Consider the following 18,401-nt stretch of genomic DNA (forward strand, 5'->3'; position numbering starts at 1 on the left):
TAGGGGAAGGGGTGGGCGTGGTCGACGGCGAGCGGTGTGAGGACCGGGAAGATCTGGTCCTGGAAGTGCACCGTCAGCCGGCCGCGGTCGTCGTCATCGAGATCGGACCAGCCGACGATCGAGATGCCTTCGGCGGCCAGGGCGGGGCGCACCGAGTCGAGGAACACCCGTGCGTGTTTGTCCGAGATCTCCTGGGTGCGTGTGGCGATCAGTGCCAGTTGCTCACGAGGGGTGAGGCCGTCGGCGGACCGGACCGACAGACCGGTCTCGTCGCGGCGTTTGAGACCGGCGACCCGGACCATGAAGAACTCGTCGAGGTTGGAGGCGAAGATGGCGAGGAACTTGGCGCGTTCGAGCAGCGGGAGCGAGGTGTCCTCGGCGAGTGCGAGTACCCGGGAATTGAAGTCGAGCCAGGTGAGTTCGCGGTTCAGGTAACGATCTTCGGGGAGCCCGTCGGCGAGCACCCTCGCCATTGCGCTGGTGGAGGCTGGCGGTGCCCCGGGAATGGTCGGCGGGGGTGTCAGGACGCGACCGTCGCGTCCTCCGGTCTCCACATTGACGTCGGTGTTCTGATCGGGTGCGTCGCCGGTGCTCACTCCTCGATCATCGCACCCTCGGTCCGAATCCGTTCTGCGGAAGGATCGTCCTGCCGCACGGCAAATTGGTAGTGAGACCGTGTGTCGCCGCCGTGCCCGCGAGCGCAACCGAAGTCTTGTCGGCGTGCTCGAAAGGTCGCCGAAAGCCGACGAGGAGGCGGAAGGCTAACGGTGCGAGGTGGACCGTGGCTTCAATTCCCGACCGCAGATCGGGCGTGTGACCCGATTCGGCGTACCCGCGCGGATGGTGGAATTCACACCACACGGGAGGACGTACGCCTGCGCCGTATCGGCAGCATCCGGCGCTGTCTCGACGGTCACGTCTCGATCAAGGTGGCGAGCTTGGCGGTCGCGGTGCGCTCGATGAGCAACGGAACGAAATCCCGAATGCGCCCGCTCTTGAAGTGTGCGGCCGCTTCTTCCACAGCGGTTTCCACCACCTCCGGCGAGGCGGCCGGGAACTTCGTGAGCAGCCGCGTGGTGACCTGCGAGATCTGGCGTGCTTCTTCCGCGGAATTCATAATACGAATTGTTCTTGCCCGCGACCTCCCAGGTCAATCCAGCACCGAGCGTCTGTGACCAACGCATCTCCGCGCTTCATCCGCCCGGTCCCGCTCACGCGTTCGAGTGGTGTCGTGCGCGGTGGATCATGATCGGGCACGGGCTGTGGTGCAGGAGATGGTGGCTCACCGATCCGAGGATTGCACCGGCGAGACGACCGTGGCCATGGCTGCCGACGACAACCAGTTGCGCGGCGGTGGCCCGATCGAGGATCAACCGGGCCGGAGTCGTCGGCTCGACCACCTCGGTGACCGCTACGCCGGGGTATCGCTCCCTCACCCCGGAGAGGTGCGCGGCCAGCACATCATGTTCGGAGTCCTCGAGAGCGTCCCGGTCCACCAGGAATGGGATGGTCACGTTCCCCGCCGCGTGCCGGGGCGACCACGCATGGACGGCGACCACGGGTGCACCGAACAGGTGCGCGAACTCGAAGGCAGAGAACACGGCGGCGGCGCTGGAGTCACTGTCATCGATGCCGACGACGACCGGGCGCCGATCCGGGAGCATCTCGGATTGTTGGCGGCACACCGTGATCGGGCAGGTGCCATGCCTGGCGAGTGCGATGGCGGTCGATCCTGCCGCCGATACCCCCACACCCGATGGGATGTCGGCACCGAGCACGATCATCCTTGCGGTCGCACCCGCTGCCGCCAGGGCCGGAGCGGTCGGGCCGGGTGCTAGGTCGGTGTGCACGTCGAGTTCCGGAAAGCGGAGCCGTACTTCGGTGGACGCATCATCGAGAACCTTCTCACCGGCCGCGCGGTGCTGGGCGATGGCCGGCCCCTGCCCCATGACCGCGGCGTCGGTCATCAGGTAGAGGGCCTCCGGGAGGGCGTGCACGACCCGCAGCGGTGCCCCGGTGCGGGAGGCGAGTGCCGCTGCCCACACGGCCGCCCGACGAGCGGCCGGTGATCCATCGACACCGACCACCACCACTGGACCTGCCGGTGTGTTCATGTCGAGTCCTTTGGTAGGAACACGATTGGTAGGAACACGATTACGCCGACGACCCCGACCCCGACCCCACGTCGCCGAGCACTGTCAGTGTGCACGAACGTCGTTTCACAGCGCAGGAGCTCGCCTGGGGTGGTTGACTCCTGCGGTACGTGGGTCGGTCAGGTTGCGGGTGCGATGGGGTTGCCCTGCCATCGGGTGGACGGGGGGACGGTGTCGCCGCGCATCACCAGTGAGGCGGGGCCGACGGTGGTGCCCTCGCCCAGGGAGGCGGCGGGAAGGGCGACGCAGTGCGGTCCGAGGGTGGCGCCTGCGCCGAGGGTCACGGTGTCCATGCTCATGATGCGGTCGTGGAACAGGTGGGTCTGCACCACGCAGCCCCGGTTGACGGTGGCGCCGTCGCCGAGGTGCACCAGATCGGCCTCGGGGAGCCAATAGGTTTCGCACCACACGCCGCGTCCGAGGTGGGAGCCCATCGCCCGCAGCCACACGTTCAGTGCCGCGGTGCCGGTGGCCGCCCGCGCGAACCAGGGTGCGGCCACCGTCTCGACGAAGGCGTCGCAGACCTCGTTGCGCCACACGAACGAACTCCACAACGGGTGCTCGATCGCCTCGATCCGTCCGACGAGGGCCCACTTGGCGGTCACGGACACCGCGGCGGCCACCGCACCTGCGAGGATGAGGACACCACCGGAGAGCGCGGCCGCGGTGAGGAAGCCGAAGGTATCGGCCAACGCCTCGAGCGTGAACAGCACGCCGAGCCCGATTCCGAAGGTGACCATCACCGGAATCAACCGGCACGTCTCGACAGCGGCGCGGGCGATTTTCAGCCGCCGCGGCGGCTCAAAGGTGCGGGCGGCGTCCGTCTCGTTCACGGCACGGCGCAATCGCACCGGCGGGCTGCCCAACCACGACGAGCCGGCCTTCGACTTGTTCGGCGCCGCCGACAGCACCGCAACCAGACCGTTCTTCGGTACCCGGCGGCCGGGCCCGGTCATGCCGGAGTTGCCGAGGAAGGCGCGTTTGCCGACCTTGGCCTGTTCGATCCGCAGCCACCCGCCGCCGAGTTCGTAGGGGGCGATCATGGTGTCGTCCGCGAGGAACGCGCCGTCGGCGACGGTGGTGAACTTCGGCAACAGTAGGACGGTGGAGGCCTCGACGTCCTTCCCGATCTTCGCGCCCAGCAGGCGCAGCCACCCCGGGGTGAGCAGGCCCGCGTAGAGCGGGAACAGGAAGGTGCGGGCGGAGTCCATCAGGCGCTCGGTGGCCCAGACCTGCCAGCCGATCCGGCTGCGCACCGGGTGATACCCCTCATGCAAGCCGATGCCGAGCAGCCGGACGGCGAGCACGGTCAGGGCGGCGAACACGATGAGTGCGAGCAGGGTTGCGGCGGGAAGCATCGGCAGCGCCGCGGCGGCGGCGTCTCCCACGGTGTCGGCGCCGCGGATCCACCAGCCGAGCAACAACAGGCCGCAGCCCAGCGCGATCAGCGGCATCGCGGACAGCGCGAGCGACGTGAGCCCGTAGACCGGCACCCATCGGGTCGCGGGCTCGGGACGCTGCGCCGGCCACCGGTGGCGGGCCTTGCCGACCTTGGCGGCGGGTGATCCGGCCCAGCGTTGACCGGCCTTGACCCTGCCGAGCACCGCGGACCCGGGGGCGATCTCGGCGTCGCGCCCGATCGTCGCCCCGGGCAGCAGCGTCGACCGGGCGCCGACCGTTGCGCGTTCGCCGATGCTGATCGACCCGACATGGACTACGTCGCCGTCGATCCAGTACCCGGACAGGTCGGTCTCGGGTTCGACGGAACAGCCGTCGCCGAGTTCGAGCATCCCGGTGACCGGGGGCAGGGTGTGAAGGTCGATGCCGCGGCCGATCCGGGCGCCGAGCGCGCGGGCGTAGTAGATCATCCACGGCGCACCGGACAGGTTCGCGGCGCCACTGGCCTCGACAAGGCGTTCGGCCAGCCAGATGCGCAGGTGCACCGACCCGCCCCGCGGATACGTGCCCGGTGTCACCCTCCGCAGCAGGATGCGGGCACCGACCACCGAGGTGGTCATTCGGCCGAGCGGGGTGATGACCACCAGGAACATCGCCGCCACCGCCCACCAGGACAGAGTTGGTGCCCAGGCGACATCGACGAACCACGCCAGCACGTTGTTCGCGACGGCGAGCCAGGTCAACCATTGCAGTCCGGTCAGTGTGGTCAGTGGCACGGACAGTGCAAGCTGCGCCCACTGGGCGCGGCGCGGTGTGGGGATCACGGTGCGCGCTTCGACCGCTGCCGCCGGGGCCAGGTCGTCGAGGAACTCGGCGAGTGACCCCAGCCGCGGGTGGTCGTACAGCTGGGCGACGGTGACCTCAGGGAACCGCTCCCGCAGCGCACTGACCAGCTGGGCGGCACTGAGCGATCCGCCGCCGATCGCGAAGAAGTCGTCGTCGAGCCCGCCGGCCTGGGCGCCCAGAATCCGAGCCCACAGATCGGCGACCCAGGCCGCGGTGCCGTGGAGGTCCGTGGACGCGGCATCTTGTGTGCCGGTCCCCGGCAGCGGCCAGGGCAACGCGTCCCGGTCCACCTTTCCGGAGGTGCGGGTGGGCAGGTCGTCGACCACCGCCAGCCGAGGCACCAGTGCGGCCGGAAGCTGTTCGGCCAGCCACGTCCTGGCTGCGGTGATGTCGAAATTCTTTGGTGCGGCGAGGTAGCCGACGAGCACCTTGGTGCCCGAGGCGGTGGTGCGGACCGCGGCGGCCGCCCCGGAAACCCCCGGCAAGGCCTGCAGCGCCGCGTCCACCTCGCCGAGCTCGATGCGCCTGCCGCCGATCTTGACCTGGTCGTCGGCACGTCCCTGGAACAGCAGTCCTGCGCGGTCGAGCCGCACCAGGTCGCCGCTGCGGTACGCACGATCCCAGCCCAGGGTCGGCATCGGCGCGTACTTCTCGGCGTCTTTGGCCGGGTCGAGGTAGCGGGCCAGCCCGACGCCGCCGATCACCAGCTCACCGACCTCGCCCTCGGCCACGGGGTGGCCGTCGGGGTCGACCACTGCCAGGTCCCAGCCGTCGAGCGGCAGCCCGATCCGGACCGGGCCGGTCCCGGTCAGCGGGGCAGCGCAGGCAACGACGGTGGCCTCGGTGGGGCCGTAGGTGTTCCACACTTCGCGGCCCGGGACGGCGAGGCGCTGCGCCAATTCGGGTGGGCAGGCTTCCCCGCCGAAGATCAACAGTCGCACCGATTCCAGCGCTTCGACGGGCCACAGTGCGGCCAGGGTAGGAACGGTCGAGACGACGTTGATCTCGCGGGAGATCAGCCACGGGCCGAGGTCCATGCCGGTGCGCACCAGCGACCGGGGCGCGGGGACCAGGCACGCCCCGTGCCGCCACGCCAGCCACATTTCCTCGCAGGACGCGTCGAAGGCCACCGACAGCCCGGCGAGGACCCGATCACCGGGGCCGAGCGGGGCGCCCTGTAGGAACAGCCGGGCCTCGGCGTCGACGAAGGCCGCGGCGTTGCGGTGGGTCACCGCGACGCCCTTGGGGGTGCCGGTCGAGCCGGAGGTGAAGATGATCCAGGCGTCGTCGTCGGGTGTCGGGACACACACCTCGGCCGGTACCGACGCGGATGTCTGGGCGCCTTCCGCGGTGATGATCGTCTTGACCCGCGCCTGGCCGAACACGAGCTCGGCGCGTTCGTCGGGATCGTCCGCGTCGACCGGTACGTAGGCGGCGCCGGCGGCGAGGGTGGACAGGATCGCCAGATACAGCTCCCGCGAACCCGAGGGCATCCGGATGCCCACCCGGTCGCCGGCGCGGACGCCGCCGCTCGCGAGCCGCCGTGCGCCCTCGCGCACCTGCATCATCAACTCTGCATACGTCACGGTGGCATCGCCGTCGTCGATCGCGGGTGCGTCGGGGTACCGGCGGGCGGTCGCGTCGAGGATGTCGAGCAGGGTGCGGGGTGGGGCCGCGAGGTCACCGCGGGTGAATTCGGTGGGAAGGATCCGTTCGCTGAGTGAGACGGACATGGAGAACCGTTGTTCCTCTCTGGGGTGGGCACGCCGGGGTCTGGGATGGGCAGGCCGGGGCCAGGTACCCGAGATCGATGAGCGACAGTGGCGCGGGCGACGGAGGTCGCCTCGGTGTCAGGCGCCGATGTCGGCGAATTTCTTCGGATGACCCAGGGCGCGCAGCGCGAGCCGATGCAGGGTCCGGCGATCCGTCGCCGTGAGGTCGGCGAACAGTGTGTCGGTGGCGCCGTCGACCAATTCTTCGGTCCGGGCCACCGCCTGCTCGCCGTCCTCGGTCAGCGAGAGCAGCTGCTTTCGCCGATCCTTGGCGTGTTTTCTTCGCACCACGAAGCCTCGTTTCTCCAGGCCGTCGACCAGGCGCACCATGTCGCTGCGGTCGACGGCGAGAACGTCGCACACCTGGCGTTGGGTGAGCTCACCCTCCTGCTTCAGGCACGCAAGGATCCAATGCATTCGAAGGGATAACCCCTCATCGGCCAGCGCAGAATCGAGCTGCACACGCCCCACCCGATGGAGGTCGGCAACGACGAATGCTGCGCTGCGCAGCAACGCGTCGGGCGGGGTGGTCGATTTGGGCACGCCGACCACCGTAGCACTTTGCGGGGGATGCAGATGATGGGTAACACCCGCAATCCTCGGCGTGTCGCCGCAGGTAACGGTCCTGACCAGCGGCGATGCCAAAGATTATTGATCGACTCACACCCACGCACTCGGCGTGGTGGGACAGTGGAGTCATGGGGTTCGCCGACCACCGAGGAGGGCTCCGATGAACACCACACAAGCCCCCGCCGTCGAGGAACGACGCAGCCGCAAGTCCCGCGAACCCGGCGAATTCCTCCGCCGGTACCTGCAGCGGGAGATCCACAATCTCGGCCTCGCCGACACTGCCGTCAGGCGTGACGAGCCCGAGGCGATCCACGACATGCGCAAGGCGGCGCGCCGCGCCCGCAGCGCCCTACAGGCCTACGCCCCCGGGCTCGGACTCACCGAGGCGGCGCAGCCGCTCGTCTTGGACCTGCGATGGCTCGGCCGACGACTGAGCGAGGCGCGCGATGTCGAGGTTCAGTGGCAGCGGATCATCACCCGGATCACCGAGTCCGCGGCCCTACCCGCTCAGGAATCCGTCTACGCCCGCGTGAACGAGTACTTCGCCGAACAGGCCGAGGTGGCCCGGAACACGGCGCTCGGTGCACTCGATTCGGACCGCTATCGAGCGCTCCTCGATTCGCTGAACGGAATCGTCGGCGAACTCGCCACGAGATCCGGACCAGGCCCGTCGACGCCCGCACCGGCCACAGGCGCAGCGACCGGGAACGCGACGGCGAGGGACCTCGTGCGGACGCTGAAACAACTGGCCACCAAGGTGTCCAAACGGGTCGACAAGGTGAGCGACAGCACGTCCCGCACCGAGCGCGACGAGCGGATCCACCGCGCCCGCAAAGGCGCGAAACGGATGCGCTACGCGATGGAGGTGATCCGTCCCCTCGCCCCGAAGAAGACGAAACATGCCCTGGACCACTTCAACGACTTCCAGGACGTCCTCGGCGAATTCCAGGATTCGACGGTGGCGCGGGAGCGGCTGCTGAGCATCATCACCGCGCACGATCACACCGCACAGTCGAGTTTCGGGCTCGGCATCCTCTATCAACAGGAACTGCAGATCGGCGACGAGCAGGCCGAACGCCTGGACGGTCAATGGCGGGCGGCACGGAAAGCGGCACGCCCCCTCTGGCGATGACCGGCCGAGCAGGACGATGCGCTCCGATAGAGGGTTCGTCGACAGGGGTGCATTGACCGGAACGCGATTTAGTTCTGATGTGCCGACTCGGGTGACGGAATTGTCGAACCGCAGTGTGGCGCAATCGGCTGCCACCCATTCGCAGGTGCCGGACCGCTTCGCTGGTGCGCCTGGGTCAGGATTGCCGCTCGTGTGCGAGGTCGACGAGGCGATGTGCGAGCGCCGGGGCGAGCTGGAAGGTTCGGATGAGGTGACCGGCGTCGTACCCGGACCAGGCCGCCCAGAGCCGCGCAATCTCTTCGAATCCCATCCCAGCCGACTGGCCGGGCGGAATGTTCGGCCGCCGCGACGCCCTGATACCTGCGCTTACAGCGGCGCGGGCGTACCTCCGTGTTCTCGTCCAGCACCGTTGCGGACCTCTAGGGGACGGTGCGGGTCGTGGCACTGCCGGTCCCGGCGTGCCGGCACCCGCCGCGCGAGGAGATGGGGATCTCCTCGAATTCGCCGCCGGGCAGCTGGATGTGGACATGGGCCTCGCCCGCCACCACCCCGAGGGGGCCGAGCCCGAGCAGGCGGGCCAGGACATAGGTGGCACTGAGGCTGGTCACGTCGCGGGTCACCCCCAGCGGCAGCAGCGACCGGGTTTCCGCGAGCACCTCCTGCTCCCCGGCCCGCAGCACCAGGCGCAGTCCCGGCGCGATCGCCTGGGCGGCGAGGGAGACCGCGATGTTGTCGCGGTCGTCGGACCCGACGGCCGCCGGCGCCACGGCACGGTGAATGCCGATCCGCTCCAACAGTGCACTGTCCCCGCCGTGGCCGACCACCGCGGGAATGGTCAACTCCCGCACCAGCCGCAGGTTGCGGGCGTTGGTGTCGCGTTCGACGCCGACCACCGGTATCCCCAGCGCGCGCAGTTCCCGGCACAGGCGCAGCCCGACCTGTCCGAGCCCGACCACGATGACGTGCCCGGACCGGGGCACCGCCCGGGCACCGATCAGGGCGGTCAGCCGCGGGCCGAGCAGCCGGTCCACCATTCCGGCGGTGAACATCGCGGTGAAGACGATGGTCATCAGCATGGCCGTCGAGGCGACGACCGCGTACGGGGTGTTGCCGTGCGGATCGGCGGCGGGCCCGACCGTGGTCACCACCCGCACCGCCTCGTGAAACGCGTCGGCGGCGCCGTGGCCCTCCCCGGCCGTCAGCCACACCCAGTCCCCGACCAGCACGGCGGCGAGCCCGAGCAGCCCGGCCAGCAGGATCCGGGTGCCGGTCTCGTGCGAGCCCCACAGGCCGGCCACCTGCATCGGCCAGGTGCGCCAGCGGCGGTGCGCCCGGAGGGTGACCGGGACCTCGTCGAGCACCGCACCCACGCTGCGGATGCCCCGCGGCCGCTCGCCCACCCGGGTGACCGCCAACAGGCCGGGTTCGATGCACGGACCGGCCAGTGACGGGGCGGCCAGATCCGCGGGTGAGGTGACATCGCACTGAGGCAGGAACCGCGCCAGCTGGTCCCCGATGGTGCGGTCGAAAATCGTCACCGTCATCGGCGCCGACGGCTGGATATGCGCGGCCGCCAGCGCGTACCGCAGCGCGTGCACGTCGTCCTGCAGCAGGATCGCGATCCCCCGCACCGGTGCCCCGTCGAGGGTCCGACGGAGTTCGTCGTCGTCGGGCCCGACAAGGTGGCGCACCTCGTGCCCGCGCTGCGCCAGCGACGAACACACCCGCCGGGCCACCGTGGTGTCCCCGATCACGACGAAGGAATCTGCCGCCATGTGTTGCCCACCCTCCGAACTCGCGGGGGAAGATCTTCCTGTCCAGGACAACACCGCCCGTCGCAGTGCGCACCCCGAGGAGGCGGCGGTGTGACCGAATCCGTCCGTACGGGCACCTGTGACCGCCCCGGCATTGCGGCGAGTCCCTCCCGAAAACCCCTCAACTCGGCCACATCTCGCGAAGCGGAAGCGGCTGTCATCGTGCGGGATGGTCGTCCGCGCACGCCACTGATCTTGCACCCAAGCGCATTTGACTCGGGCATCCTTCCGCGATCCGGCAGCAGCTTTTGAATTCCCCACGGGCGGGTTGGGTGCGGACGTCACGGGTGGTCGGGATCCGCCCACTGCTCGAATCGTTTCCGCAGGTCCGGAGCGGGGGTGGGGAGACCGGCGCCGGCAAACGCGCGGCGCACCGCCAACTCGTACACCGCGGCCGAATCGTCGAGCCACACGAGGTGGTGATTGACCTCCAGGGTCACCGCACCGTGAAACGCCGTCCAGACGACGGCGAGCTCCTCGGCCGGTAGCTCGGGGGAGTCGAGGTCGGCCAGGGCGTCGACGATCGGGGCGAACACCGCGGTCTGTGCGGCAATGGTCGGGCCGCCCGGCGGGGCCTGATAGCCGGGCAGCTGGTCGGAGAAGATCAGGTTGAATTCGCTGCGATGTGTCAGGGCCCAGTGCCGGTAGGCCAGGGTCCCGATCATCGCCCGGTCCACCGGCGGAGCATCGTCGAAGACGGTGACCGCGGTCGCGGTGGCCGCGGCCAGGCTCCGGTAGCTCCCGAGCAGGAGCAGAGTGAACACGTCGTCGAGGCTGGCGAAGTAGGTATAGAGCGAGGCGGCGCCGAGCCCGACACCGCGGGCGATCGCCCGCATGGATACCGCTCCGGGCCCACCCTGGGTGAGCTGGCGCCGCGCCTCGACCTCGATCTCGGCCAGCAGTTCGCGGCGTTGCCGGTCCCGTCGGGTCTCTCGGTTCCCATTCGACATCGGTCCACCCTACCTGGGAAACGGCCCTCTTACGAACATCGTTCGGGAACCGTACGCTAGTCGACATCGAACACTGTTCGGTGTTCGACCAATAGTCGGAAAGTTCCGTTGTCCTGGCAACACTCGTGTTCGCCAGCGTCGACAACACGTCCGCCCCGCTCGAAGGAGTCACCCAAATGACCACCACATCTCACGTTGTGCTCGGTGCCGGTCCGGTCGGACGCGCCGTCATCTCCTCACTCGCCGGCCGCGGGATCACCCCCACCGTGGTGACCCGCTCCGGACAGGCGGTTCCCGGCGCGGTCAGCCTGCGGGCCGACCTCGGCGACCCGTCCGCGGCCGCCGCCGCGACCGCGGGTGCCGAGGTGGTGTTCCAGTGCGCGCAACCCGCCTATCACCGCTGGCCGCAGGAGTTCCGGGCGCTGCAGTGTCGTGTAGTCGAGGCGGTCGCCGCGTCCGGGGCGCTGCTGGTGGCGGCCGAGAACGTCTACGGCTACGGTCCAGTTTCTGGACCGCTGACCGAGGCGCTCCCGCTGGCCGCGACCACACGCAAGGGCCGGGTGCGGGCGCAGATGTGGCGCGACCTCGCCGACGCCCACCAAGCGGGGCGTTTGCGCGTTGTGGCCGGGCGGGCGTCGGACTTCTTCGGGCCCGGCGTCACGGCGTCTGCGGTCGGCGACCGGTTCTTCGCACCGATCTGTCGCGGCGAGCGGGTGGATGTGGTGGGCGATCCGGATCGCCTCCACACCTTCACCTATGTCCCCGACTTCGGGGAGGCGCTGGTCCGGTTGAGCGAGACGCCTGCGACCTGGGGGAGTGCCTGGCACGTCCCGAACCCCACTACCGTCACTACCTGCGAGTTCGCCGCCATCGCCGCGGGCCTCGCCGCGGCGCCGCTGCGGTTGCGCCCGGTCCGGGCCTGGCAGTTGCGTCTGGTCGGGACGGTGGTGCCGCAGGTTCGCGAGATCGTCGAGATGCTCTACGAGTTCGACGAGGACCACGTCGTCGACCACACCGCGTACACCGGCGTGCTCGGTGACCCCGCGACACCGTTGGAGGAAGCGGTGGCGGCCACCGTCGCGGCGTACACCGCGCCCCGCCGCCACGCCGAGCACGCCAACCGCCTCATTCGTCGGCGCGCATGATGGGGCGCAGTCGTTCGGTCTTCTCCGGTGTCCACCCGGGTGGTTGGAGGACGGTGGCCCAGCCGTTGGCGACGTCTTCGACGTAGCGGTGGCCGTGCCCGTCGGGGACGTCGATCGCCACGGCCATGTCGGCCGAGACCTGCAGGAACGTGACGACGGGGATCCATTGCATGTCGTCGGGGACGTCGTAGCCGCGGGGTTCACGTAGCCAGTCCGGCTTGGCGAACAGCAGGTCGGGGTTCCACCAGGCGATCGGGTCGGAGGCGTGCTGTAGGTACACCACGCGAGGATTTGCCCATGGGTCGGCAGGGCGTTCCAGGTTGTCTGGACGGGCGACGAACCGGATGTTGTCGCCCTGCTGGTAGATCGGCAGCCATTGCGGTGAGCCGTCATCGCGGTGGGCGGTGACGTCCTTCCACATGGTGTTGTTGAACGTGGGACCGCTGAACAGGGCGCCGTCGGTGCGGGCCTCGATGTTGTTGGGTGACAGGAACGGCGCCTCGCCGCCGAACGATCCGAGGCTTTCGCCGAACACGACGAGCTTGGGGCGCTGGCCTTCCGGCAGCGCCCGCACCCGGCGGTCGACCGCCTCGAACAGCGCCTGCCCGGCCTGACGCGCGTTTTGCTTGTCCACCAGAAACGACAGCCAGCTGGGCAGGTACGAGTACTGCATACTGACGATTGCGGTCTCGCCGTTGAACATGTATTCGACCGCGTCGGCCTCTGCCTCGTTGATCCAGCCCGTGCCGGTCGTGGTGGCGACCGCGACCACCTTGCGCTGCAGCCCGCCGGTGCGCTCGAGTTCGCGCGCGGCCAGCTCGGCGGTGGCCTGGATCCCGTTGGCCGAGTTCAGGCCGGCGTAGGCCCGGATCGGCTCGACCGCGGGCGCGCCGTTGAACGCCGACAGCTGTGCGGTGGTCGGCCCGCCGTCGACGAAGATGCGGCCCTGATGGCCCAGCGAGTCCCACGACACGAACGAGCCGGGGCCGCCCGAGCGCAGCGGCGACGCCGGCGCCGGGGTGTTCGGGCTCTGTTCGTTGTTGAGCGCCGCGAAGGTGCTGTTGAGCGTGTGCATCGCGAACTGCACCACCACGCCGTTGAGGAGTGCGATACCCAGCGCCACCACGAGCAGCACCGCCACTACCGCAGAGACCCGGGGCGGGGCGACACGATTGAGTTGTCGGATCAGGTACCGGATCAGCCTGCCGATGAGTTGGCCTATCTCGACCAAAACGAACAACACCATAAGGGCCAGGGCCGGGGTCAGCAGGTAGTCGGGCCTCGTCAGCCGCGGCACACCCATCAGGTCGCGCACGTGGTCCTGCCACACGTGGAACCAGACGATCATCGCGATCGTGCCAATCACGCCAACCACGATCAGCCCGATCCACGCCACCCGTGGCGCGGGCGGGCTGGCATCCTTCGAGGTCATGTAGCGCACCAGCCACACCGCGAACACCCCGATTGCGTAGCCGATGGCGCCCGCCGCCGCGCTGACCAGTCCCTGGAACAGCGGCCCACGCGGAAGGAGCGACGGGGTCATCGACAACCACACAAACACCAGCCCGACAGCCGTTCCGGTGAATGTGTAGTGGCGCTTCCACCAGTCCGGCTTGGCTGCCGGTTTCGTGGCCTCCTCGGTGTGGGACTGAGCTCCGGCCTCGTCCTGCTCGGGAGTCGATGACTGCGTCGTGTCAGATTCATTCATCTTGTGCACGTCTTTCGCTCACGCCAAGGGGCTGCACAGCCCCCTGGCGATCGGCGGCAGCCCCGCGCGGGGCTTCGTGGTCGCGAGCGTTCAGGTCGGCGTAGGCCTCGGTGAAACGGGTGAACGCGATGCCGGCGTCGCCGTCGCTGCCGTGGTGGGCCGTGATCGCGACCCGATTGCTTGTGCGGGCATGCGCGCGGCCCGGCGCGTATCCGCAGGATCGCCCGGTATCGGCGAGCAGTTGTGGGTGCATTGCCTCCACCGTTTGCCGAGTCCGTCCAGTCACGAAGTCGACGCACGTAGTATAGCGGTGGGTTTGCCCAGCTCAACTGGGTGTTCGCTCGTCCTCACGGCTGCAGCTGTGGACTGTTCGACTCGCTCGCTACGACCACACAGGTCGGCCGGAACGAATCGAGACGGCATCCAAGATGACGGCCATGGACGCGCCGTGTAGTCCACTTGCTTGGGCGAGTGGCGGGTTCCGTGGAGCTGCCGGTGGCGGGATCCCAGCCGGCTGCTGGCCGACCGGGCCGAGTGCGATGGCCGCGGTGGTCGGAGCCCGAATCGACCGGTCAGGTTGGAGGGTTCGGCCCGACATAGCGGGGACGGCGGTCAGGATGCACGATCCACAGACCACCCTTCGCGGTCTTCCCGGTCGGCAGAAACCGTGCGGCACTGTGGGCGGTCGCGGCCGCAGCCAGTTGGTCGAACACCTCCCCGTGGGTGCACCAGAGGGTCCCGTCGTCGCACCGGCCGAGCGCGGAGAGCAGCGCACCGACCGGGGCGTCCCTGACCAGACGCGGGTCGTCGACGATCGGCAATCCACGCGCCACCGCCAGGGGTTGCAGGGTTTGCCGACAGCGCGCGGTGGGACTCGAGAACAACGCGGACAGTGTGACATCGGCGAGGGCATCGACGAGATGAGCGGACTGCTGGTGGCCGAGAGGGCTGAGAGGGCGGACCGCGTCCGGGCCCTGCCACGCCTTCTTGGCGACGGCGTCCGCGTGACGCACCAGAACGAACATGGTTGCCCTCCCGGGGACATCGGCGCGGCGTTGTGCCACCGCCGGACAGGATAGTGCCGGCGGTCCTCGGGCAGCGGGCAGACGCCGACCGGCGGGATGCCCGACCGAACGCCCCGCCGATGCGCCGTTCGCGTTCGGTCGACGCCCAGTCGAGGGGTCGGCCCGCGAGCAGTAGGTCTGATCGAGTGTCATTCGGGCGAGTGCCACGTCCTCACCGCGAGATCGGTGTGAGTGGGTGCCGCGCTCATGTAGGAGTGCGGGCGAAGGTACGGTGCGGTTGCGTGCCCGACGAGTTCACTGCACCGTCAAGGGGTTTCGCGACGCCTGTTGGCCGTCGTGAGGCCGCCGCGATGGATCGACACCACTTCCAGTGCACCCTTGTGCGGATGGGTGACAGTGACGGCGGGGGAAAGTGTGCGCACCCTACGGGCGTCGTGTTCGTGTCCATCCGGTGAAAGGTTTGTTGCTGGTTCCCACGAATCCGACTGTGAGGCAAGTTGTTTCATTGGCACTGCCGCCCGCGGCGGTTGCGTCGGGCGTGCGAGCCGATAGGCTGTGGCAGCGAGATCGATTGTTCGACCGTCCCCCTCCGTCCGCCAGCACGACCTGGGAGTCATCGTGTCGTCCACCTCCATGCGCCTTGCCTCGTTCAATGTCGAGAACCTCTTCTCCCGTCCCCGCGCGATGGGCAGCGCCCCGGACGAGGTGGCGAGCGAGATCCTCGACGCGCACGCCCGCCTCGGGGCCCTGATCGCCCAGGACACCTACACCGACGGTGACAAGAAGCTGATCCTCGATCTGCTGGTCGCGTTGGATCTCGACCGGTCGGACACCGCCGCCTATGCGGTGCTGCGGCAGGTCCGCGGCCGTCTGGTCAAACGCTCGAAGGGCCTGACCACCGTCGTCGCCGAGGGTCGCGGCGACTGGGTCGGCTGGGTCGATCTGACCACCGAACGCGTCGACGCACTCGCGATGACCCACACCGCCCAGGTGTTGCGGGAGGTGAACGCCGATATCACCGCCGTGATCGAGGCCGAGGACCGGATCGCCCTCAAACGCTTCACCGAGGCCGCGATCGTCGACCCGGAACGCAATCCCGTGTTTCCGCACGTGATGGTGATCGACGGCAACGACGACCGCGGCATCGACGTCGGGGTGCTGTCGAAGGCGGCGTACCCGCTGCGGGGGATCCGCTCGCACGTCGACGACCTCGCACCGACCGGGCGCCCGATCTTCAGCCGCGACTGCCCCGAGTTCACCTTCGCCTTCCCCGACGACAGCGCCCTGGCGGGATCGTCGTTGATGGTGCTGGTCAACCACCTCAAGAGCAAGGGATACGGGCGGCCGGAAGACAACAACGCCCTGCGCCGCCGGCAGGCCGAGCGGATCGCCGAGATCTATCGGCAACTCCGCTCCGACGGGGCCGAGTTCGTCGCCGTCGCCGGCGACCTCAACGACACCCCCGACAGCGAACCCCTGGCGCCGTTGCTCGCCGACACCGACCTGCGGGATGTGGCCGAGGTGAACGGGTTCGACGACGGCGGCCGGCCCGGCACCTACGCCAACGGCACCGCCGGAAACAAGATCGACTACGTGCTGCTCTCACCCGCGCTGTTCGACCGTGCTACCGGTGGGGCGATCTTCCGTCAGGGTGTGTGGGGCGGCAAGCATGGCACCCTGTTCGAACACTTTCCGACCATGACCTCCCCGGTCCACGCGGCCTCCGATCATGCCGCGATCTACGTCGACATCAAGATCGGCTGATTGCACTCAGTTCCTAGCCGTGGGCCCGTGCTGAGGGGGTCCAGTCGCTCGGCATAGCGGCGCCGTCGAAGCTGCCGTTTTTTGACACTGCCGCCGGCGCAAACACCAGGACGTTGGCCGACCGTGCGCCTGAGGGGGGTGCGAATTCGGTGTCCGAGGTTCGTCCGCGCAGGGCGGCGCGGGCGCAGAGCACCGCGAGGAACGCGAGAACAATGGAGACGACGACCTCGGCGCGGACACCAGCGGCACCGCCACCGCGAGGATCGCCAGTGCGAACGCCGCCCGCGCCCACCAGCGGCGGGCTCCGGTCGCGGTGTCGGGGGCGGCGGATCGGTCGTCGCTCACCGTCACGTCCCCGGGCGTGCGGTGATCCGGCCGTCGCCGATGGCCTGGCGCAACGCGGCGTGGTCGCGGGCGTTCTGGTCGGCGTAGGACTCGGCGAAGGAGGCCAGCGCCTTGTCGAAGTCGTCGTCCGAACCGAGGTAGCCGGCGATGGCGAACCGGTCACCGGCGCGGGCGTGCGCGTACGCGAGGACCCGGGCACACAACCGTCCGTAGAGGGCCATGGCGTCGGGATTCATGGTCTCGACGACGGCGGAGCCCTTGCCGTCGCGGAGTTGGCGGATGTAGTAGTCCCGGACCGCGCCGTCGGCGTCGGGTCCGTGCTGCCAGCCGAGGAAGATGTCGCTCGCGGCCTGCATCAGGCGTTGCCCGGTCACGACGCGTTCGCCGTGGTTCGTGAAGGCTGGGCCGTCGACGTATTTTTCGAGGACCGACGGCCCTGCCTCCTTGGCCTGCAGGAACAGGGGGTCGCCGCCGGGGCCGCGGAGCAGGACGATCCAGGCCCGGGTGCCGACGCTGCCCACCCCGACGACCTTCCGTGCCGTTTGGACGTACTCGAATCGATCGAACAGGACACGGCGGGCGGGCTGCAGGGTGTCGCGGTAGTCGCGCATTCGCCGGATCAGCTCCCGGTTGATCTGTTCGGCTTCGGTGTCGGTGAAGATCTCCTCGATGGGGACGATCAGCGGCGGCGTGCTCACGATCCGCGGCTGCCCGTCCACCAGGGTGGTCAGTTTGGACAGTGCCTGCATGCTGTCGCGGCCCCAGGATTTGTCGATCGTCTTGCGGACCCGTTTGCGGGTCGAGGAGTCCAGGACGTCGCGGAGCTCGTCCAGCTCGGTCGCGGCGTCTATGTGGGAATACCAGACCGCGAGCTCGCCGCGGTCGGCCTGGTAGGTCATGGTCTCGCGGTATTCGGCCGCGCAGGCGCGGGTGATCCGTTTGCGCTGTTTCCGGCTGAACCCGTTGACGCGCCCGGCGACGGCGAGGCTCGCGACGAGTCGTTTGACGTCCCATTCGAACGGTCCGGGATAGGTTTCGTCGAAATCGTTGACATCGAACGCGAGTTTGCGCTCGGGTGTGGCGAAGAGTCCGAAGTTGCTCAGGTGGGCGTCCCCGCACAGTTGGGTGTGCAGGCCGGTGGCCGAGGCGTGGGAGAAGTCGTCGGCCATCACCAGCGCCGCGCCGCGGTAGAACGCGAACGGTGACTCGGCCATCCGCCCGTACCGGATGGGGACGAGGTCGGGGACCCGGGTGGCCGCCTGGGACTCGAGCAGGCCGACCGGGTCACGGTCGCGGTCCGGGGCGTGTTCGGCGATGGCGTCGAACGGGATTCGGCGCCGAACCGTTTCGCCGTGTTCGATCCGTGCCGCCCGGGTCGGAGGGTCGCCCGCACCGGCGGGTGAGGGATCGGGGAATGGGTCTCGTTCTGTCATGGCGTGGTCCCTCGGGTGGCCTTCGTCCGCGGATCAGGGATGACCACGGCCTACATCGAACCGGCCCCACCATCTTGCGCGACCGGCGCGCCCGCTGTTGGCAATCGGTGGTCTCGGACCTGGCCCCTGCGCGGGCTGGAAGCGATGAAGGACCTGCATCCGTTGCAGCGAGGGCCACGATCTTCACCTGTAGCTCCACCTCTAAGAGTGCCTCGGCGGCCATCATCCCCTCTACCACTGGGGCGCCGAAGGCTTCGGCTACTGCGCGGATGTTTGCATTACCGGGGCCGCACCCGAGGTGAACCACCTCGACGCGGTCGACGGGTTCAGGTGCGCCCGCTTGCTC

At 69.1% G+C, this 18,401-nt stretch carries 14 protein-coding genes and 1 pseudogene; 3 read left to right on the forward strand and 12 right to left on the reverse strand.

The window, feature by feature from the left end; translation table 11 throughout:
- From ACFWAY_RS35925 to ACFWAY_RS35945, 5 genes and pseudogenes are all read right to left on the reverse strand, one after another.
- Nucleotides 1–473 (reverse strand): annotated as a pseudogene (locus tag ACFWAY_RS35925) (RNA degradosome polyphosphate kinase); the annotation flags it as partial.
- Nucleotides 474–913: 440 nt separating this feature from the next.
- On the reverse strand, nucleotides 914–1,117 hold the full coding sequence (locus ACFWAY_RS35930; RefSeq protein ID WP_378513855.1) for a three-helix bundle dimerization domain-containing protein: 204 nt from the start codon (nucleotides 1,115–1,117) through the stop codon (nucleotides 914–916).
- A 94-nt stretch (nucleotides 1,118–1,211) separates the two neighbouring features.
- On the reverse strand, nucleotides 1,212–2,114 hold the full coding sequence (locus tag ACFWAY_RS35935) for a universal stress protein (protein ID WP_378513856.1): 903 nt from the start codon (nucleotides 2,112–2,114) through the stop codon (nucleotides 1,212–1,214).
- Between the two features lie 158 nt (nucleotides 2,115–2,272).
- Nucleotides 2,273–6,130: a Pls/PosA family non-ribosomal peptide synthetase gene (locus tag ACFWAY_RS35940; protein ID WP_378513857.1), complete on the reverse strand. Its 3,858-nt coding sequence runs from the start codon at nucleotides 6,128–6,130 to the stop codon at nucleotides 2,273–2,275.
- A 117-nt stretch (nucleotides 6,131–6,247) separates the two neighbouring features.
- Complete coding sequence (locus ACFWAY_RS35945) at nucleotides 6,248–6,814, reverse strand: MarR family winged helix-turn-helix transcriptional regulator (protein WP_378513858.1); 567 nt, start codon at nucleotides 6,812–6,814, stop codon at nucleotides 6,248–6,250.
- 85 nt (nucleotides 6,815–6,899) lie between these two features.
- Between ACFWAY_RS35945 and ACFWAY_RS35950 the strand changes: the two genes are divergently transcribed.
- On the forward strand, nucleotides 6,900–7,871 hold the full coding sequence (locus ACFWAY_RS35950) for a CHAD domain-containing protein (RefSeq protein WP_378513859.1): 972 nt from the start codon (nucleotides 6,900–6,902) through the stop codon (nucleotides 7,869–7,871).
- A gap of 175 nt (nucleotides 7,872–8,046) precedes the next feature.
- Here ACFWAY_RS35950 and ACFWAY_RS35955 read toward each other — a convergent pair whose 3' ends face one another.
- From ACFWAY_RS35955 to ACFWAY_RS35965, 3 genes are all read right to left on the reverse strand, one after another.
- Nucleotides 8,047–8,181 (reverse strand): hypothetical protein, encoded by a 135-nt coding sequence (locus ACFWAY_RS35955; protein ID WP_378513860.1) that lies wholly within the window; start codon nucleotides 8,179–8,181, stop codon nucleotides 8,047–8,049.
- Nucleotides 8,182–8,290: 109 nt separating this feature from the next.
- Nucleotides 8,291–9,646, reverse strand: a complete 1,356-nt coding sequence (locus ACFWAY_RS35960; protein WP_378513861.1) for a potassium channel family protein — start codon at nucleotides 9,644–9,646, stop codon at nucleotides 8,291–8,293.
- 320 nt (nucleotides 9,647–9,966) lie between these two features.
- Nucleotides 9,967–10,635, reverse strand: coding sequence for a TetR/AcrR family transcriptional regulator (locus ACFWAY_RS35965; RefSeq protein WP_378513862.1), 669 nt, complete (start codon nucleotides 10,633–10,635; stop codon nucleotides 9,967–9,969).
- Nucleotides 10,636–10,811: 176 nt separating this feature from the next.
- On the opposite strand from ACFWAY_RS35965, the gene ACFWAY_RS35970 reads away from it, so the two are divergent.
- Nucleotides 10,812–11,780 carry an NAD-dependent epimerase/dehydratase family protein gene (locus tag ACFWAY_RS35970; RefSeq protein ID WP_378513863.1) on the forward strand — a complete coding sequence of 323 codons (969 nt, stop codon included), beginning with the start codon at nucleotides 10,812–10,814 and terminating at the stop codon, nucleotides 11,778–11,780.
- On the opposite strand, the gene ACFWAY_RS35975 is transcribed toward ACFWAY_RS35970, so the two are convergent.
- From ACFWAY_RS35975 to ACFWAY_RS35985, 3 genes are all read right to left on the reverse strand, one after another.
- Nucleotides 11,761–13,488, reverse strand: a complete 1,728-nt coding sequence (locus tag ACFWAY_RS35975) for an alpha/beta hydrolase (RefSeq protein ID WP_378513864.1) — start codon at nucleotides 13,486–13,488, stop codon at nucleotides 11,761–11,763. The two genes, ACFWAY_RS35970 and ACFWAY_RS35975, sit on opposite strands and share 20 nt — an antisense overlap.
- Nucleotides 13,481–13,741 (reverse strand): DUF2252 family protein, encoded by a 261-nt coding sequence (locus ACFWAY_RS35980; protein WP_378513865.1) that lies wholly within the window; start codon nucleotides 13,739–13,741, stop codon nucleotides 13,481–13,483. The genes ACFWAY_RS35975 and ACFWAY_RS35980 overlap by 8 nt, the downstream gene beginning before the upstream one ends.
- Before the next feature lie 319 nt (nucleotides 13,742–14,060).
- On the reverse strand, nucleotides 14,061–14,513 hold the full coding sequence (locus ACFWAY_RS35985) for a SixA phosphatase family protein (RefSeq protein ID WP_378513866.1): 453 nt from the start codon (nucleotides 14,511–14,513) through the stop codon (nucleotides 14,061–14,063).
- A 618-nt stretch (nucleotides 14,514–15,131) separates the two neighbouring features.
- On the opposite strand from ACFWAY_RS35985, the gene ACFWAY_RS35990 reads away from it, so the two are divergent.
- Complete coding sequence (locus tag ACFWAY_RS35990; RefSeq protein WP_378513867.1) at nucleotides 15,132–16,277, forward strand: endonuclease/exonuclease/phosphatase family protein; 1,146 nt, start codon at nucleotides 15,132–15,134, stop codon at nucleotides 16,275–16,277.
- Nucleotides 16,278–16,624: 347 nt separating this feature from the next.
- On the opposite strand, the gene ACFWAY_RS35995 is transcribed toward ACFWAY_RS35990, so the two are convergent.
- Nucleotides 16,625–18,055, reverse strand: a complete 1,431-nt coding sequence (locus ACFWAY_RS35995) for a DUF2252 domain-containing protein (protein WP_378513868.1) — start codon at nucleotides 18,053–18,055, stop codon at nucleotides 16,625–16,627.
- Between the last annotated feature and the right edge of the window lie 346 nt (nucleotides 18,056–18,401).

Source organism: Rhodococcus sp. NPDC059968 (assembly GCF_042738615.1).
In the GTDB taxonomy this organism is placed as follows: Bacteria; Actinomycetota; Actinomycetes; order Mycobacteriales; family Mycobacteriaceae; genus Rhodococcus_F.

What these genes read in the sequence shown, in the direction of transcription:
- ACFWAY_RS35940 (WP_378513857.1), bottom strand. Translation starts at nt 6,130, where the DNA reads ATGTCCGTCTCACTCAGCGAACGGATCCTTCCCACCGAATTCACCCGC.
- ACFWAY_RS35935 (WP_378513856.1), bottom strand. Translation starts at nt 2,114, where the DNA reads ATGAACACACCGGCAGGTCCAGTGGTGGTGGTCGGTGTCGATGGATCA.
- ACFWAY_RS35995 (WP_378513868.1), bottom strand. Translation starts at nt 18,055, where the DNA reads ATGACAGAACGAGACCCATTCCCCGATCCCTCACCCGCCGGTGCGGGC.
- ACFWAY_RS35955 (WP_378513860.1), bottom strand. Translation starts at nt 8,181, where the DNA reads ATGGGATTCGAAGAGATTGCGCGGCTCTGGGCGGCCTGGTCCGGGTAC.
- ACFWAY_RS35950 (WP_378513859.1), top strand. Translation starts at nt 6,900, where the DNA reads ATGAACACCACACAAGCCCCCGCCGTCGAGGAACGACGCAGCCGCAAG.
- ACFWAY_RS35965 (WP_378513862.1), bottom strand. Translation starts at nt 10,635, where the DNA reads ATGTCGAATGGGAACCGAGAGACCCGACGGGACCGGCAACGCCGCGAA.
- ACFWAY_RS35980 (WP_378513865.1), bottom strand. Translation starts at nt 13,741, where the DNA reads ATGCACCCACAACTGCTCGCCGATACCGGGCGATCCTGCGGATACGCG.
- ACFWAY_RS35960 (WP_378513861.1), bottom strand. Translation starts at nt 9,646, where the DNA reads ATGGCGGCAGATTCCTTCGTCGTGATCGGGGACACCACGGTGGCCCGG.
- ACFWAY_RS35975 (WP_378513864.1), bottom strand. Translation starts at nt 13,488, where the DNA reads ATGAATGAATCTGACACGACGCAGTCATCGACTCCCGAGCAGGACGAG.
- ACFWAY_RS35970 (WP_378513863.1), top strand. Translation starts at nt 10,812, where the DNA reads ATGACCACCACATCTCACGTTGTGCTCGGTGCCGGTCCGGTCGGACGC.
- ACFWAY_RS35930 (WP_378513855.1), bottom strand. Translation starts at nt 1,117, where the DNA reads ATGAATTCCGCGGAAGAAGCACGCCAGATCTCGCAGGTCACCACGCGG.
- ACFWAY_RS35985 (WP_378513866.1), bottom strand. Translation starts at nt 14,513, where the DNA reads ATGTTCGTTCTGGTGCGTCACGCGGACGCCGTCGCCAAGAAGGCGTGG.